The sequence below is a fragment of the Acetobacter sp. A11-2 genome (assembly GCF_040208445.1).
GTDB classification, from domain to species: domain Bacteria; phylum Pseudomonadota; class Alphaproteobacteria; order Acetobacterales; family Acetobacteraceae; genus Acetobacter; species Acetobacter oryzoeni.
The window spans coordinates 1,366,971-1,382,164 of record NZ_CP157843.1; the positions used below are offsets into that span (position 1 = coordinate 1,366,971).

Annotated in this window: 13 protein-coding genes; 4 read left to right on the top strand and 9 right to left on the bottom strand. The window is 55.4% G+C overall.

The window, feature by feature from the left end:
- The first annotated feature begins 4 nt into the window (after positions 1-4).
- The 4 genes from ABNV41_RS06535 to ABNV41_RS06550 are packed head-to-tail and all read left to right on the top strand — an operon-like array spanning position 5 to position 9,298.
- Complete coding sequence (locus tag ABNV41_RS06535) at positions 5-1,240, top strand: efflux RND transporter periplasmic adaptor subunit (protein ID WP_050819573.1); 1,236 nt, start codon at positions 5-7, stop codon at positions 1,238-1,240.
- Entirely contained in the window at positions 1,237-4,428 is a 3,192-nt protein-coding gene (locus ABNV41_RS06540) for an efflux RND transporter permease subunit (protein WP_087651396.1), read from the top strand. The genes ABNV41_RS06535 and ABNV41_RS06540 overlap by 4 nt, the downstream gene beginning before the upstream one ends.
- The gene (locus ABNV41_RS06545; protein WP_050819571.1) at positions 4,425-7,733 is read left to right on the top strand and encodes an efflux RND transporter permease subunit; all 3,309 of its coding nucleotides are present in this window, start codon (positions 4,425-4,427) and stop codon (positions 7,731-7,733) included. Before ABNV41_RS06540 ends, ABNV41_RS06545 begins: the two co-directional genes overlap by 4 nt.
- Entirely contained in the window at positions 7,733-9,298 is a 1,566-nt protein-coding gene (locus tag ABNV41_RS06550) for an efflux transporter outer membrane subunit (protein ID WP_050819570.1), read from the top strand. The genes ABNV41_RS06545 and ABNV41_RS06550 overlap by 1 nt, the downstream gene beginning before the upstream one ends.
- A gap of 85 nt (positions 9,299-9,383) precedes the next feature.
- Here ABNV41_RS06550 and ABNV41_RS06555 read toward each other — a convergent pair whose 3' ends face one another.
- The 9 genes from ABNV41_RS06555 to rpsM form a co-directional block, all read right to left on the bottom strand.
- Positions 9,384-9,560 (bottom strand): DUF1328 domain-containing protein, encoded by a 177-nt coding sequence (locus tag ABNV41_RS06555; protein WP_003622765.1) that lies wholly within the window; start codon positions 9,558-9,560, stop codon positions 9,384-9,386.
- 64 nt (positions 9,561-9,624) lie between these two features.
- Positions 9,625-9,858 (bottom strand): hypothetical protein, encoded by a 234-nt coding sequence (locus ABNV41_RS06560; RefSeq protein WP_050819569.1) that lies wholly within the window; start codon positions 9,856-9,858, stop codon positions 9,625-9,627.
- A gap of 83 nt (positions 9,859-9,941) precedes the next feature.
- Entirely contained in the window at positions 9,942-10,760 is an 819-nt protein-coding gene (locus tag ABNV41_RS06565; protein WP_080986774.1) for an ABC transporter ATP-binding protein, read from the bottom strand.
- Entirely contained in the window at positions 10,748-11,512 is a 765-nt protein-coding gene (locus ABNV41_RS06570; protein WP_050819567.1) for an ABC transporter permease, read from the bottom strand. Before ABNV41_RS06570 ends, ABNV41_RS06565 begins: the two co-directional genes overlap by 13 nt.
- Positions 11,509-12,570 (bottom strand): ABC transporter substrate-binding protein, encoded by a 1,062-nt coding sequence (locus ABNV41_RS06575; protein WP_050819566.1) that lies wholly within the window; start codon positions 12,568-12,570, stop codon positions 11,509-11,511. Before ABNV41_RS06575 ends, ABNV41_RS06570 begins: the two co-directional genes overlap by 4 nt.
- 175 nt (positions 12,571-12,745) lie before the next feature.
- Entirely contained in the window at positions 12,746-13,171 is a 426-nt protein-coding gene (gene rplQ / locus ABNV41_RS06580; RefSeq protein ID WP_050819565.1) for a 50S ribosomal protein L17, read from the bottom strand.
- Between the two features lie 34 nt (positions 13,172-13,205).
- Positions 13,206-14,225 (bottom strand): DNA-directed RNA polymerase subunit alpha, encoded by a 1,020-nt coding sequence (locus ABNV41_RS06585; RefSeq protein ID WP_349935072.1) that lies wholly within the window; start codon positions 14,223-14,225, stop codon positions 13,206-13,208.
- A gap of 109 nt (positions 14,226-14,334) precedes the next feature.
- Positions 14,335-14,727, bottom strand: coding sequence for a 30S ribosomal protein S11 (rpsK, locus tag ABNV41_RS06590; RefSeq protein ID WP_003622750.1), 393 nt, complete (start codon positions 14,725-14,727; stop codon positions 14,335-14,337).
- A gap of 66 nt (positions 14,728-14,793) precedes the next feature.
- Positions 14,794-15,171: a 30S ribosomal protein S13 gene (gene rpsM / locus ABNV41_RS06595; RefSeq protein ID WP_006116037.1), complete on the bottom strand. Its 378-nt coding sequence runs from the start codon at positions 15,169-15,171 to the stop codon at positions 14,794-14,796.
- Positions 15,172-15,194 lie beyond the last annotated feature (23 nt).

Consider the following 15,194-nt stretch of genomic DNA (forward strand, 5'->3'; position numbering starts at 1 on the left):
CCACATGGATGAACATCAGCCAGCCTCTCCCGCTTCTCCGTCTTCACCATCTCCGCGCCCTCCCCGTAAAAAACGGATGTTACTTGCAGGCATAGCTCTGGCAGGTGCGTGCGTACTGGCCTTTGCGTTCCTGCGCCCGCACGGAGATACCAGCAGCGGAACGCATAAAAAAGGCAAACACCACACTGCGGATGCATCGCAAGCGCAGCCCGTGGCCGTGCAAACGGTGCATAGTGGTTCCATGCCCGTGGTGTTTACAGAGCTAGGCACGGTGGTCCCCATTACCAACGTAACGGTGCAGACCCGCGTGGAAGGCTACCTGATGAACGTGCTGTTTACGGAAGGGCAGCACGTACACAAAGGCGATCTGCTGGCACTGATAGACACCCGCCCCTATGAGGTGCTGTTGGCCCAATATGAAGGCCAGCTTGCCGCAGATAAGGCCCAGCTTGCACAGGCCCGTGTAGATAGCGCGCGTTACCAGCGCCTGATCCGGCAAGACAGTATTGATGCCAAAACGGCCAAGGATCAGCAGTTTGTTGTGCAGCAGCTGGAAGGCACTGTAAAATCCGATCAGGCACTGGTGGATAACCAGAAGCTCCAGATCACCTACTGCCATATTATTGCGCCTGTAGATGGCCGGATTGGCATCCGCGCCGTGGATAAGGGCAACTACGTTACAGCGGGCCAATCTGGCGGCTTAGCCATTCTCACGCAGATGCAGCCTATTTCCGTCATCTTCACACTGCCGCAGGACCAACTGCCGGAAGTGGCGGAAGAGCTACGCACCCAGAAGTCTCTCCCTGTAGAGGCATGGAACAGTTCCAACACGCAAAAAATTGCTGATGGCACCGTCAGCACGTTGGATAGTGAGATAGATACCTCCACCGGCACCGTGCGCCTGCGTGCCATCTTCCCCAATACGGATGAGCATCTGTTCCCCAACCAGTTTGTAAATGCGCGCCTGTTGGTCAAAACACTTAATAACGTGCTGCTGCTGCCCACCACAGCAGTGCAAACCGGCCCCACCGGCCAGTTTGTTTACGTTGTAAAGGCCGATAACACTGTTGAGGTACGGCCCGTTACCACCGGCACATCGGATGGCAACAACATTGTTGTGCCTACCGGCCTAAAGGATGGTGACAGAGTGGTAACAGATGGCACAGACCATCTGCGCGCCGGCATTAAAGTCACCATTCCTGCACAAACCACTCCAGCATCGGATCACGCGGCAAAGTGAACCCATCAGCCCTTTTTATTCGCAGGCCGGTTGCCACTACTCTGCTTATGCTGGCCATTTTTATGGCTGGCCTGCTGGGCTACCATTTTCTGCCCGTTTCCGCCCTGCCTCAGGTAGATTACCCAACCATTACGGTTGAAACATTCTACCCCGGCGCCGGGCCGGATGTGATGTCCACCTCCGTTACCGCACCGCTAGAAACCCAGTTCGGCCAGATGCCGGGGCTGGACCAGATGACATCACGCTCATCTGGTGGGGCATCGGTTATTACCCTGCGCTTTGCGCTGGATACCTCTATGGATGTGGCGGAGCAGGAAGTTCAGGCCGCCATCAACCAGGCCAACTCTCTGCTGCCAACAGATCTGCCAGCCCCTCCGGTTTACGCCAAGGTAAACCCGGCAGATACACCTGTGCTTACGCTGGGCATTACATCCTCCACCATTCCGCTTCCCGAAGTGGAAGATTACGTGGATACCCGTCTGGCACAAAAGATCAGCCAGATTTCCGGCGTGGGGCTTGTTACGCTTTCTGGTGGTAACCGCAAGGCCATTCGGGTGCGCGTGAACATTCCCAAGCTGACCTCCTACGGCATGGATCTGGACACGTTGCGCACCACCATTGGCAACGTGAACGTAAACTCTCCCACCGGTACGTTTGATGGCCCGCAAAAGGCCGCCACGTTGCAGGTGGATGGGCAGATTACCAGCGCAGATGTGCTGCTTAATCAGGTTATCGCCTATCAGAACAACGGCCCCATTCGCCTGCGTGATGTGGCAACAGTGGTTGTGGGCGCAGAAAACACGCAGCTTGCGGCGTGGTCCAACCTGACACCTGCGCTCATCATGAACGTGCAGCGCCAGCCCGGCGCCAACGTGATTTCTGTGGTGGACAACGTAAAGGCGACCCTGCCTGCCCTGCGGGAAACGCTGCCTCCGGGCATTGATATTACCCCGTTAACAGACCGCACAACCACCATCCGCGCCTCTGTTTCCGATGTGCAGGGTGAACTGTTTTTATCCCTCGCGCTGGTTGTGGCGGTTATTTTTGTATTCCTGCGTAATATCCCAGCCACCATTATTCCCAGCCTGTCTGTGCCGCTTTCCATTATCGGCACGCTGGCGGTGATGTATCTGCTGGATTTCTCGCTGGATAATCTGTCCCTCATGGCGCTGACCATTGCCACCGGCTTTGTGGTGGATGATGCCATTGTCATGATTGAGAACATCTCCCGCTACGTGGAAGCAGGAGAAGACCGGATGACAGCCGCCCTGAAAGGGGCCGGGGAAATTGGCTTTACCATTATCTCGCTTACAATCTCGCTCATTGCGGTGCTGATTCCGCTGCTGTTCATGGGCGATGTGGTGGGCCGCCTGTTCCATGAATTTGCGCTTACGCTGGCTGTTACCATCATTCTGTCAGCCGTGGTCTCACTTACGCTGGTGCCGATGATGTGCGCGCGCATTCTTTCCGAACGTGTGCATGATGCCGGGTCTGCCACTACGGCATTCCAGCGCTGGTCTGCCCGAATGGAAGACTATACGGAAAAGCTGATTGCCGGGTATGACCGCATGCTGGATGTGGTGCTGGCCCATCGCGTGCTCACCCTGTGCGTGGCTGTAGGTACGCTGGTGCTTACGGGCGTGCTGGCATGGGTTATCCCCAAAGGGTTTTTTCCCGCGCAGGATACGGGGGTTATTCAAGGCATCTCCGTTGCCTCACAAACCATCTCTTTCGAGAGCATGAAGCAGCATCAGCAGGAACTAGCCAAAGTGCTGCTGAAGGACCCGGATGTGGTCTCGCTCTCCTCCTTTGTCGGGGTGGATGGGCAGAACGCAACACTCAATCAGGGCCGGTTCCTCATCAACCTCAAACCGCATGATGATCGCACAAGCACTGCGGCACAGATTGCCCGCCGGCTGGCAGATGAAACCGCACAGGTGGCGGGTATCAAACTGTATATGCAGCCTATTCAGGACCTTTCTCTGGATACAACGGTTACGGCCACGCAATACCAGTTTTTGCTGGAAAACCCGGAATACAGCGCCTTTAAAATATGGGTGCCAAAGCTGCTGGATCGCCTGAAGCAGGAACCTGCGCTTTCTGATGTAACATCGGATTTGCAGGCATCTGGCCTGGTGGCAAAGGTAACGCTGGATAGAGCCACCGGGGCGCGCTATTCCATCACGCCGCAAACCGTTGATAACGTGCTGTATGACAGCTTTGGCCAGCGGCAGATTTCCACCATCTATACGCAGTCCAACCAGTATCGCGTTATTCTGGAAGCGGATCCTCGGCTCCAGACCAACCTTACCTCACTCTCCCAGCTTTACCTGCCGGGTATTAGCGGCAATTCGGGGGAAAGTGTTTCTGGCCCCACACGTTCGCCCACCTCCGGGTTGGTGCCGCTGGCTGCCGTTACCACCATTACGCAGGAAACAGCGCCCCTGCTGCTTACGCATTTTGGGCAGTTCCCCGCCACCACCATTTCCTTCAATCTGAGCGATGGTTACGCGTTGGGGGATGCCACGGCCGCCATCCGCAAGGTGGAAAAGGAAATAGGGCTGCCCTCTGCTTTCCAGACATCATTCCAAGGCACGGCGGCAGCGTTTGAAGGCTCGCTCAGCAACGAGCTGTTCCTTGTGGCTGCGGCGCTGATAGCCGTGTACATCGTGCTGGGTATTCTTTACGAAAGCTTTGTGCACCCGGTTACCATTCTGTCCACCCTGCCCTCCGCCGCCATTGGTGCGCTGTTGACGCTGATGATTGCGGGGGTGGATCTGGATATTATGGGCATTATCGGCATTGTGCTGCTGATTGGCATTGTAAAGAAAAACGCCATCATGATGATCGACTTCGCGCTGGAAGCCGAGCGCGAGCATGGCATGGACTCCCTGCAATCCATCCGCACCGCCGCCACACTGCGTTTTCGCCCTATTTTGATGACAACCCTTGCCGCCATGCTGGGCGCCGTACCTATGGTAATCTCACACGGCACGGGTTCGGAACTGCGTTACCCTCTGGGGCTGAGCATTATTGGCGGGTTGGCACTCTCCCAATTGCTGACGCTGTTCACCACGCCGGTTATCTATCTGGCGCTGGATACGCTGGCCCATAAGTTCAATGCCATGCGGCATCGGCACAACCAGCCTTCTGCCCCACCTCCGGCTGATGGACATTCCGCGCCATGAGCATAAGCCGGCTGTTTATTGACCGGCCCGTGGCCACCATTCTGCTTACGGTGGCCATGTTGCTGGGGGGCATTCTGGGCTACCGCACATTGCCGGTATCTGACCTGCCGAATGTGGATTTTCCGGTTATTATGGTGCAGGCCACGCAGGCCGGTGGCAGCCCCGAAGAAATTGCCAGCTCCGTAGCGGCCCCGCTGGAACGGCATCTGGGCCAGATTGCGGATGTGACGGAAATGACGTCACAGTCCTCACAAAACACCACGCGCATCATGCTGCAATTTTCCCTCTCGCGCGATATCAATGGCGCTGCGCGAGATGTGGAGGCCGCCCTTCAGGCCGCCCATGCAGATATGCCTTCCTCCCTGCGGCAAAACCCAACGTACCGTAAAGCCAACCCCAACGGCGCGCCTATTCTGATTTTAACCCTGACATCAGATACACATACGCGCCCGCAGCTTTATGATTACGCCACCAACGTGCTGGTGCAGCATCTTTCCTCCGTGGCGGGCGTTGGGCAGGTAGAAATCAGCGGGAGTGCACTGCCGGCTATCCGTGCAGAAATAAACCCCCTGCCGCTTTACCGTTACGGCATCAGCTTTGAAGACGTACGCGCAGCCTTGGCCTCAGCCAATGCCCATACCCCCAAAGGTATTATTGACCAAGGCGGCATGCGCTTTACGCTGGATACGAATGATCAGGTCAGCAAGGCGCAGGATTATCGGGATCTGATTATTGCATGGCGCAATAACCGGCCCGTGCGGTTGGCGGATATTGCCCAAGTGCGTGACAGCGTGGAAGACCTACGCAACGCTGGCTATTACAACGGGCAGGACTCCGTTATTGCCGTTGTGTTCCCACAAGCTGGGGCCAACGTGATCCATACGGTGGATCAGATCAACGCCAAACTGCCCATGCTCAAGGCCGCCCTGCCCGGTGGGGTGGATTTGCATGTGGGGCTTGATCGTTCCCTTACCATCCGTGCCTCTTTGGCGGATACACAGCTTACGCTGGTTATTTCCGTGGTACTGGTTGTGCTGATGGTGCTGCTGTTTCTGCACTCTGTCAGAATGACGCTTATTCCCGCCATTGTGGTGCCAGCCTCCATTGTGGCCACGTTTGGGGTGATGGCGCTGTTTGGCTATTCGCTGGACAACATGTCCCTTATGGCGCTTACGGTTTCCACCGGCTTTGTGGTGGATGATGCCATTGTGGTAGTGGAAAACATTGCCCGCTACATAGAACAAGGCCTTCCCCCGCGTGAGGCTGCCATAAAAGGCAGTGGCGAAGTGGCGTTTACCGTTTTCTCCATTTCCATTTCGCTGATTGCGGTTTTTCTGCCCATTCTGCTGATGGGTGGCCTTGCGGGAAGGTTGTTCCACGAATTCGCCATGACGGTCAGCATCACCATCATTATTTCCATGGTGCTGTCTCTCACCCTTACGCCCATGATGGCCGCTTACCTGCTGGCCCCACGTGCTCCCGCAGTTGAAACACAGGAACACCCTCCGCTTTCTGCCCGCGTGGCGGCACGCATTACGCATGCGCTGGATAAACTTCAGGCAGGATATGCGCATTCACTGGATGTGGCGCTGCGGCATAACAAGCTGGTGCTGCTGAGCCTGCCTTTTACGCTGGTGCTCATTGTGGCGCTGTTTATCCTTATGCCCAAAGGCTTCTTCCCGGTGGAAGATACGGGCCTGCTCATGGGGCATTTACAGGGCGATCAGTCCATCTCTTTTGGCGCACTCAGCAAAAAGCTGGCTGACGTGCAAAAGGCTATTCTGGCAGAGCCGGAGGTGCAGAGTGTTTCCTCCTTTATCGGCGGGCGTGGTTCATCCAACCAAGCCAATCTGTTCCTGCAGTTGCAGGACAAAAGTAAGCGTTCCGATACACCAACAGACCTGATCAACCGTATCAGCAAGCGGCTGAGCAAGCTGGTGGGGGCTGATTTCTTCCTGATGGAACCGGGCGCCGTACGTGCAGGTGCCCGGCAGAGCAATGCCTCCTACCAATATACATTGGAAGGTGAAAACGCCTCCGAGCTTTATACGTGGACTGAAAAACTGCTAAGCGAGCTCCGCCATCATACGGAACTGACAGATCTTTCATCCGACGTGCAGCAAGGCGGTTCCGCCATGAGCGTGGATATAGACCGCGATACCTCCGCACGTGTCAGCATCACGCCGCAGCTGCTTTCCAACACGCTGTATGATGCCTTCGGCCAGCGTGCGGCGTCTGTCATCTACAACAGGCTCAATCAGTATCGTGTGGTTATGGAAGCCGATCCGGTGCTGTGGTCCAACCCCCATAGCCTGATGCAGGTATGGGTGAGTGTGGCCGGCGGCACGGCAGGCGGTGGCACACAATCCAACACCATACGTGTGCGCAACACGACCGGGCTGGATGCAGCTGGCAACAGTTCAGCATCCTCGCTGAGTTCGGAATCCTTCAAAAACCAGATTGCCAATGCACTGGCTGGGGGTGCCGGGGCTTCTAACGGGTCTGCCGTCAGCACATCCTCAGAAAGCATGGTGCCGCTTACCCTGGTTTCGCAGATTGTGCAGACACGCACGCCTCTTTCGGTCAACCATCAGGGTATGGCGGTGGCTTCCACCATTTCCTTCAATCTGGCCAAAGGGGTTTCACTCAGCACGGCAACACAGATTATCAATGCGGCTCAGGTTACGCTGCACATGCCTTCCACCATCCACGGCAGCTTTGCGGGGAATGCCGCACAGTTCCAGAAAGCCGTGAATGATGAGCCCCTGCTGATACTGGCTGCCCTATGCGCCGTGTATATTGTGCTGGGCATTCTGTACGAAAGCTACCTGCACCCGCTCACCATTCTTTCCACCCTGCCTTCTGCAGGTGTGGGCGCGCTGCTGGCGCTGCAACTAGCTGGTGAAGAGTTCTCGCTCATCGCCATGATCGGGGTGATCCTGCTGATTGGCATTGTGAAGAAAAACGCCATCATGCTGGTGGATTTTGCCCTTGTGGCAGAACGCGAACATGGCATGTCTTCACTTGAGGCCATTCGTACAGCCTGCCTGCTGCGCTTCCGCCCCATTATCATGACATCCGCTGCCGCAGCACTGGGGGCGGCCCCGCTTATGATCACCAATGGCTATGGGGCAGAACTGCGCCACCCGTTGGGCATTGCCATTGTGGGTGGGTTGCTCGTCAGTCAGGCCCTTACGCTTTACACTACCCCTGTTATTTATCTTACGCTTGATACGTGGCGGCTGCGTGTTCAGAAAATACGCCTGCGCTCTTTCTTTTCTCGCACCTCCCGGCAGGATAGCTGATGGTTTCGCCTTCTTTTTCCAGCATGATGCTCAAACACAAAAAACTGTCCCGCCGTGCTGCCAGCCTTATGGCGCCACTGGTGCTGATGGGCTGCATGGTTGGCCCCAATTACAAGCGGCCCACAGCCATTATCTCTCCCAAGTTCAAGGAGTTGCGGCCTGCTGCCGGCTGGAACTACGCGCAGCCCAGCTTGGCCGCCATTCCCAAAGGTGCGTGGTGGACGCTGTATAATGATCCGTTGTTGAACCAGCTTGAATCTCAGGTTGAAATCAACAACCAGAACGTGGCGCAGTATGAGGCCAGATACCGCAATGCCCGCGCCGCCATTAACGCCATCCGGGCACAACTGTATCCGACCTTAAGTGGTGCCCTCTCCTTCAACCGGCAGAGCTCTGGCCGTGGGTCACGCTCATCGGGCACGATTATCAATTACGGAGATACAACCTCCTCCGTTGCCTCCAACACCACAGAAAACACCTATGCCATGGGTGCTTCAGCATCGTGGGATCTGGATTTGTGGGGCGCTATCCGCCGCCAGATTCAAGCTCAGGTAACCGAGGCTCAGGCCTCTGCGGCGGATCTGGCCAATGCCAAGCTCTCCTATCAGGCACAGTTGGCCACCGCCTATTTCAACCTGCGGTATCAGGACAGCCTGCACGACTTGCTGCAAAAGAACGTAGATTTTTACGAACGCTCCTACCAGATTACCAAAAACCAGTACGACGCTGGCACGGCCGACCCCACCACCCTGATGCAGGCCAAAACGCAGCTTGAACAAACCCGCGCCCAAGCCACAGCAACAGATGCCGCGCGTGCTGGGTATGAGCACGCTATTGCCATTTTAATGGGTAAGGCCCCGGCAGATCTCTCCATCCCACATGGTGCGCTTACGCGGGATATTCCGGCCATTCCCGTTGCTGTGCCCTCCGAACTTTTGCAACGCCGACCTGATGTTTCTGCCGCAGAACGCAGGATGGAAGAATATAACGCCCAGATTGGCGCAGCCCTTGCCGCCTTTTACCCGGACGTAAAACTGACAGCCAGTTACTCCTACAGTGGTGACCCAGTGGGGGCACTGGTGCAGGTGGCCAACCGTATTTGGGCGCTTGGTGCTTCCGCCACGGAAACCCTGTTTGAAGGCGGTGCACGCACCGCCGCCGTGCGTGAAGCCGAAACCAATTATAATTACTACGTAGCTGCCTACCGCCAGACAGTGCTAACTGCCCTGCAACAGGTGGAAGACCAGCTTGCCAACCTGCGCGTGCTGGCAGACCAGGCCGACCAGCAGGCTGTTGCGGTAGAAGCTGCCAACAAGGCTGTGCAGATTTCCTTCAACCAGTACATGGCTGGCACCCAGATTTACACCACGGTGATTACGGCGGAAGTAACGGCCCTTTCCAACGCGGAAACTGCGCTGCAAATCCAGCAAAGCCGTATTCTGGATTCCGTAACGCTGATTGAGGCTCTTGGCGGTGGGTGGGATGCATCCTCCCTGCCCAGCAAAGATTCCATGCAAACAGATAATCCGCTTCTGCCTTCGTTTATTCAGAAGGACAAAAACTAGGGTCTGCATAATTCTGCAGCACAAACAAAAACCCCCGGCCTTTCCAGACCGGGGGTTTTTTCATGCTCTGATTATTCAGGAGCGGTTATTTTGTAATGGCGCGCCCAGCCAGCAAGGCCACCACCAGGAAAACAACAAAAAGAATAATTGCAATAAAGAACAGGATTTTTGCCATTCCCGCAGCTGCAGTGGAAATGCCGCCAAAACCGAACAGCCCTGCAATAAGGGAAATAACCAGAAAAAACAGTGCCAGCTTCAGCATGTAATCATCTCCTTCATACTCTCAGGCAGAATTGTTCTGACTGAAAGACATCTATTAAAAAACCTCAACGTCGCCGACGCAGCAGGCCACCAACAATAAAGCTGAAAATCCCCACAACCGGCAGGACCAGGAATGGCCGGTCAATCACCACATCTTTCACTGCTTCTGTTGCAGCGCAACGCTTGCCCGGGTTCATTTCATCATAACTGGGGAGCTGGCTGAACAAGCCTTCCGCACCATCCTGAACACGGCCAATACCTTCTTCCAGCGCGTAATCCTTTGTGTTGTCATCGCTCATGCGATGTCTCCCCGTTTTGTTGCATGTGAACGCACGACACCCCGTAAAGGATGCCGTGTTGTGTTTATTTATATGCTTTTCAACTAAATTTCAGCAGAACGCCAGTACGGAGCGCCACCGGGGTCTTTTTCCCCTGCAATCATGGCCCGCAAACGGGCGGCATAGGTTCTAAAAACCGTGCTTTCGGGGTTTCGTTCATCCATCGTAATGGCAATTTCACCCGTAATGCCCGCTGGTGGGCCACCTGCCAGCACCACCACACGTGTGGCAAGGCGCAAAGCTTCCTCAATATCATGCGTAACAAACAGCACGGTTTTATGTGTTTGCTGCCAGATACGCTGGAGTTCTTCTTGCAAGCTGCTGCGTGTAATAGGGTCCAGCGCGCCAAAGGGCTCATCCATCAACAGCAGATCAGGGTTGACCGTAAACGCACGTGCAACCCCCACACGCTGGCGCTGGCCGCCAGACATACGGCGGGGCCACCGGTCTGCTGCATCTTCCAGCCCCACCAGCTTGAGAGCATCCATAGCGCGTGTGCGCTTTTCTTCACGCGTTAGGCCCAAGCCTTCCAGCCCGAACTCTACATTTTTCAGCACAGAGCGCCACGGCATCAGCCGCGCATCCTGAAACACCAAGGCACGCCTGCGCCGCTTGGTGCCTGTTTCCTCTGCATCCGTTGTGCAGGCCGAACCACCTACTGTGCCTTCTGTAGGCTGCATGAGCCCCATAAACACGCGCAACAGTGTGGATTTGCCCACGCCAGATGGGCCTAAAAGCGCAACAAACTCCCCCTGCTCCAATGTCAGGCTCACATTGCGCAGTACAAAATTGGCCCCACCATCATGCGAAAGGCCAACATTCTCCAAACTGGCAACGCTATGTTTTTCGCTCATGGTTGCCACCTCAGCACGCGCTTTCTTACAAACCCGAACAGGAAATCAGTTACCGCATAAAGCAGCGCCATGGTGAGCATGTAAACAACCACAACATCGGTTGCCAGCAAGCTGGAAGCCTGCATCATCCGCGCGCCAATACCCGGCACACCAAACAGCTCTGCCGCCACAACAGACATCCAGCCCTGCCCCAAGCCTGTGCGTAAGCCAGACATCAAGCCGGGTGAAGCCGCAGGCAGCACCACTTTGAATAAACGGCCGAAAAAGCTGCCATGCCCAAAAGCGGCTGCCAGTTCATACAGCTCTGGGTCCACCCCGCGCACGGCGCTATGCGCTGCGTAAAAGTTGATCCAGAAAACTGAAATGGCGATAACAAAAGTGGCGCCAGATGTGTTCAGACCAAACCACAAAATGGCAAAAGGCACCCACGCCAAGCCGGGCACTGGCCGCAGAAGCCGCACTATGCCCTCCAGCAAGCCATCTACAACGGCCACCATGCCGCACAGAATGCCTAACCCAGCACCCAGCACGGAACCAATAAGCAGGCCCAACAGATAATGATGCAGACTATCCAGAATGGCCTGCTGCCAAAAGCCCCCGCGCACTTCATCCAGCCAGGCTGGCCCAAGTGAACTGGGAGCAGGCACCATACCAGAAGGCAGCAACCCTGTGCGGACTGCTGCCTCCCATCCTCCAAAAAAGACGATAAGCCCAGTAAGACCTAACGCCCATTTTGTTGAAAACGAAACTTTATCCCTCACTGCTGGCTCTGCTTCCACATCTCCAGATCAAACAGGCCATCCACTGGCTCGGCTTTGCGCAAAAGCCCCTGCTCAACCTCAAAATCCTGCAACTGGCGCACGCCTTCTACAATACGCGCAGGATCGCTCACAAAATGCTGGGCAGAGCGCGCAAGAGCTTTTTGCAACACTTCTTCCTTCAGCATACCGCCACCCAGTGCCGTGCGCACAAAAGGAGCAGCTTCATCCGGGTGCTGGGCCACCAGAGTGTTGGCTTTAACAAACAGGCCTGTCAGCGTTTTTGCCCAAGGCACTTCTGTTGGTTTGACAATAGCCAGCACGGAACCCGGCTGATCTGGCAACATATCATGCCCTGTGGCCAGAATACGTGCATCTGGAATGCGGGTTTTAACAACGGTTAAAGAAGGTTCACGCAATACAGCGGCATCCACCGCGCCAGCCAGAAAAGCCTGCTGTGCGGCATCAATATCTACGCCAGCAATGTTGATAACAGAGGCCGGCTGCGCAATATCGAGGCGTTTTTGCAGCCAATAACGCAGCATGATATCCGGCACAGAACCAGCTGGCTGTGCTGCAACTCGTGGTAGATGGCCCTGTTCCTGCTTGAACTTGGCAAAGCCATCCTTAATGACCTGAGCAGACAGACCGCCTTCCTGTCCCTCTGGCACCATTTGCGCCAATGGACCACGCGCCACCAGTTCCAACTCTTCAACCGAACCGGAAGCTACAACCTTAACATCCACGCCATGTGCACGTGCCTGCAACAACGGCAGCACACCCGCCACGTAGGCATCAATCCGCCCGGATACCAAAGCCTGAATAGCCTGCGGGCCAGAGCCAAAGCGCACAAGCTGCAAGTCCAACCCGGCCTGCTTGGCCCAACCTTCACCATCCAGAACAAACAGGGCGGATGAGCCCAGAACAGGAATATACCCAATACGCACCGGGGTTCCGGCCCGTGCCTGCTGTGTCAGCCCTACAAAAAGCAGGCTGATCACCAGCATAATCCGCAGAAAAACTCGCCTCATAATGCCACCGTGTTTGTTTGCGCCGTTCATTTTGCAATTACTAACGTGCTACACGGCTATATTGTCAATATAGCAAGTAGAAATGGTGTAAATTTTCCAACCAATTTCACGATATAAAATCGCATCACTAACGGTGTCATAAACGCATAAAAAAAGGCCAGCCCATTTCTGGGCCAGCCTTTTTTCTAAAAACCGGATAGGTGGCTTATGCAGCCAGATCCTGCTTTTCTTCTGCTTCCGGACGCGGGCCGCTGTCCTGCCCTTTGGCAGAAACATCGCGATCAACCAGTTCGATAACAGCCATAGGTGCTGCATCGCCATAACGCACGCCAGCACGCAGAACGCGCGTATAACCGCCGTTACGAGCCTTGTAGCGTTCTGCAATAGCAGCAAACAGCTTTTTCACGATCACATCATCACGCAGCATGGCAAAAGCCTGACGACGTGCATGCAGGTCGCCCCGCTTGCCCAGCGTAATCAGCTTTTCAACAACCGGACGCAGTTCCTTTGCTTTAGGCAGCGTGGTGATGATCTGTTCGTGTTTGATCAGTGCAACAGCCATATTGCGAAACATGGCTGCGCGGTGAGAAGAAGTAACGCCGAGCTTTCTGCCGGCAATCCCGTGACGCATAGTTTAGTTCCTACGTACTGTGTGAAAAGTCAGATCAAAACGGCTCATCAAGCCGCTTTGCCAGCTCTTCAATATTTTCCGGCGGCCAAGCCGGCACATTCATACCCAAGGACAGCCCCATAGAGGTGAGAACTTCCTTGATTTCGTTCAGGGATTTCCGGCCAAAGTTCGGAGTACGGAGCATTTCCTGCTCGCTCTTCTGCACCAGATCCCCAATGTAGATGATGTTGTCGTTCTTCAGGCAGTTTGCACTACGAACAGACAGTTCAAGCTCATCCACCTTGCGCAGCAGATTACGGTTGAACGGCAGATCATCTTCAGGCTCTTCAGCCTGCACAGGGCGCGGTTCATCAAAGTTGATGAACAGCTGGAGCTGATCCTGCAGAATGCGTGCAGCCAGAGCCACAGCATCTTCAGGCGTTACAGCGCCATTGGTTTCAACCGTCAGCAGCAGCTTATCATAGTCGGTCACCTGCCCAACACGGGTAGGCTCAACTTTATAAGACACGCGCTTTACGGGGGAATAAATTGCATCCACCGGAATCAGGCCAATTGGTGCATCTTCCGGGCGGTTAGCCGCGGCAGGCACATAGCCTTTACCCATGTTAACAATAAATTCCATGCCCAGCTTAACGCCATCGTCCAGCGTGCAGATAACGAGATCGGGGTTCATGATCTCGATATCATGGCCGGTCTGGATCTGACGGGCACGCACTTCGCCGGGGCCTGTGGCCGTCAGCATCATACGCTTTGACCCTTCGCCATGCATACGCAGTGCCAGCTGCTTGATGTTCAGCACGATGTCCGTGACATCTTCCCGAACGCCTGCAACAGACGAGAACTCATGCAGCACGCCGTCAATCTGCACAGCAGTAACAGCCGCACCCTGAAGCGAGGACAGCAGAACACGCCGCAGCGCATTCCCCAGTGTCATCCCGAACCCGCGTTCCAGAGGTTCTGCAACCACGGTTGCGATGCGTGCTGGCTCCACACCGGATTCGACCTCAAGCTTTTCAGGCTTGATCAGAGATTGCCAGTTTTTCTGAAGGACCAAGGTACCGGCCTTTCAATACGAAAAACCACTGCAATCGCAGCGATTTCTCTGAAGTGGACACAACAACCGGAAGACAGCCTAATTGATAAGCTGCCTTCCTGCTCAGGACTTAGACGCGGCGACGCTTACGCGGGCGGCAGCCATTGTGCGGAACCGGCGTCATATCGCGGATGGAGGTGATGGTGAAACCAACAGCCTGCAAAGCACGCAGTGCGCTTTCACGCCCTGACCCAGGACCGGAAACTTCGATTTCCAGAGTTTCCATACCATGTTCGCGAGCCTTGCGACCAGCGTCTTCCGCCGCAACCTGCGCCGCATAAGGCGTAGATTTCCGAGACCCCTTAAAACCCTGTGCGCCAGCGGAAGACCAGGAAATGGCATTCCCCTGTGCATCAGAGATGGTGATCATGGTGTTGTTGAACGTGGAGAGCACATGCGCCACGCCAGAAATAATGTTCTTACGCTCTTTTTTGCGAATACGCGGAGTTGCGGCTTTCGCCATGTCTTTTCTACCTCAGTCCCTGCCCAGAGCCTGCCGCAGCAGGGTTAGACATCCTAACCAGTTGGATTAGCGCGTTGCTTTTTTCTTGCCTGCAATCGCCACAGCCTTGCCCTTGCGCGTGCGGGCATTGGTGTGTGTGCGCTGACCGTGCACAGGCAGACCGCGACGATGACGCAGACCGCGGTAGCAGCCCAGATCCATCAGACGCTTGATGTTCATTGCGATTTCACGACGCAGATCGCCTTCAACGCGATACTTGCTGTCGATCAGTTCACGCACCTTCAGGATTTCGTCATCGCTCAGCTCGTTAACCCGCTTTGCTTCCGGAATTTCCAGAGCCTTGCAGATTTCAGCAGCCTTAGTTGCGCCAATCCCGTAAATATACTGAAGCCCGATAACAACCCGTTTGTTGGTCGGGACATTCACGCCGGCAATACGTGCCACGCCTTATACTCCTGTTCGCCCGC

Coding starts and splice junctions, on each gene's coding strand:
- ABNV41_RS06535 (WP_050819573.1), top strand. CDS start 5: ATGGATGAACATCAGCCAGCCTCTCCCGCTTCTCCGTCTTCACCATCT.
- ABNV41_RS06545 (WP_050819571.1), top strand. CDS start 4,425: ATGAGCATAAGCCGGCTGTTTATTGACCGGCCCGTGGCCACCATTCTG.
- ABNV41_RS06550 (WP_050819570.1), top strand. CDS start 7,733: ATGGTTTCGCCTTCTTTTTCCAGCATGATGCTCAAACACAAAAAACTG.
- ABNV41_RS06555 (WP_003622765.1), bottom strand. CDS start 9,560: ATGCTGAAGCTGGCACTGTTTTTTCTGGTTATTTCCCTTATTGCAGGG.
- ABNV41_RS06560 (WP_050819569.1), bottom strand. CDS start 9,858: ATGAGCGATGACAACACAAAGGATTACGCGCTGGAAGAAGGTATTGGC.
- ABNV41_RS06575 (WP_050819566.1), bottom strand. CDS start 12,570: ATGAACGGCGCAAACAAACACGGTGGCATTATGAGGCGAGTTTTTCTG.
- rplQ (WP_050819565.1), bottom strand. CDS start 13,171: ATGCGTCACGGGATTGCCGGCAGAAAGCTCGGCGTTACTTCTTCTCAC.
- rpsK (WP_003622750.1), bottom strand. CDS start 14,727: ATGGCGAAAGCCGCAACTCCGCGTATTCGCAAAAAAGAGCGTAAGAAC.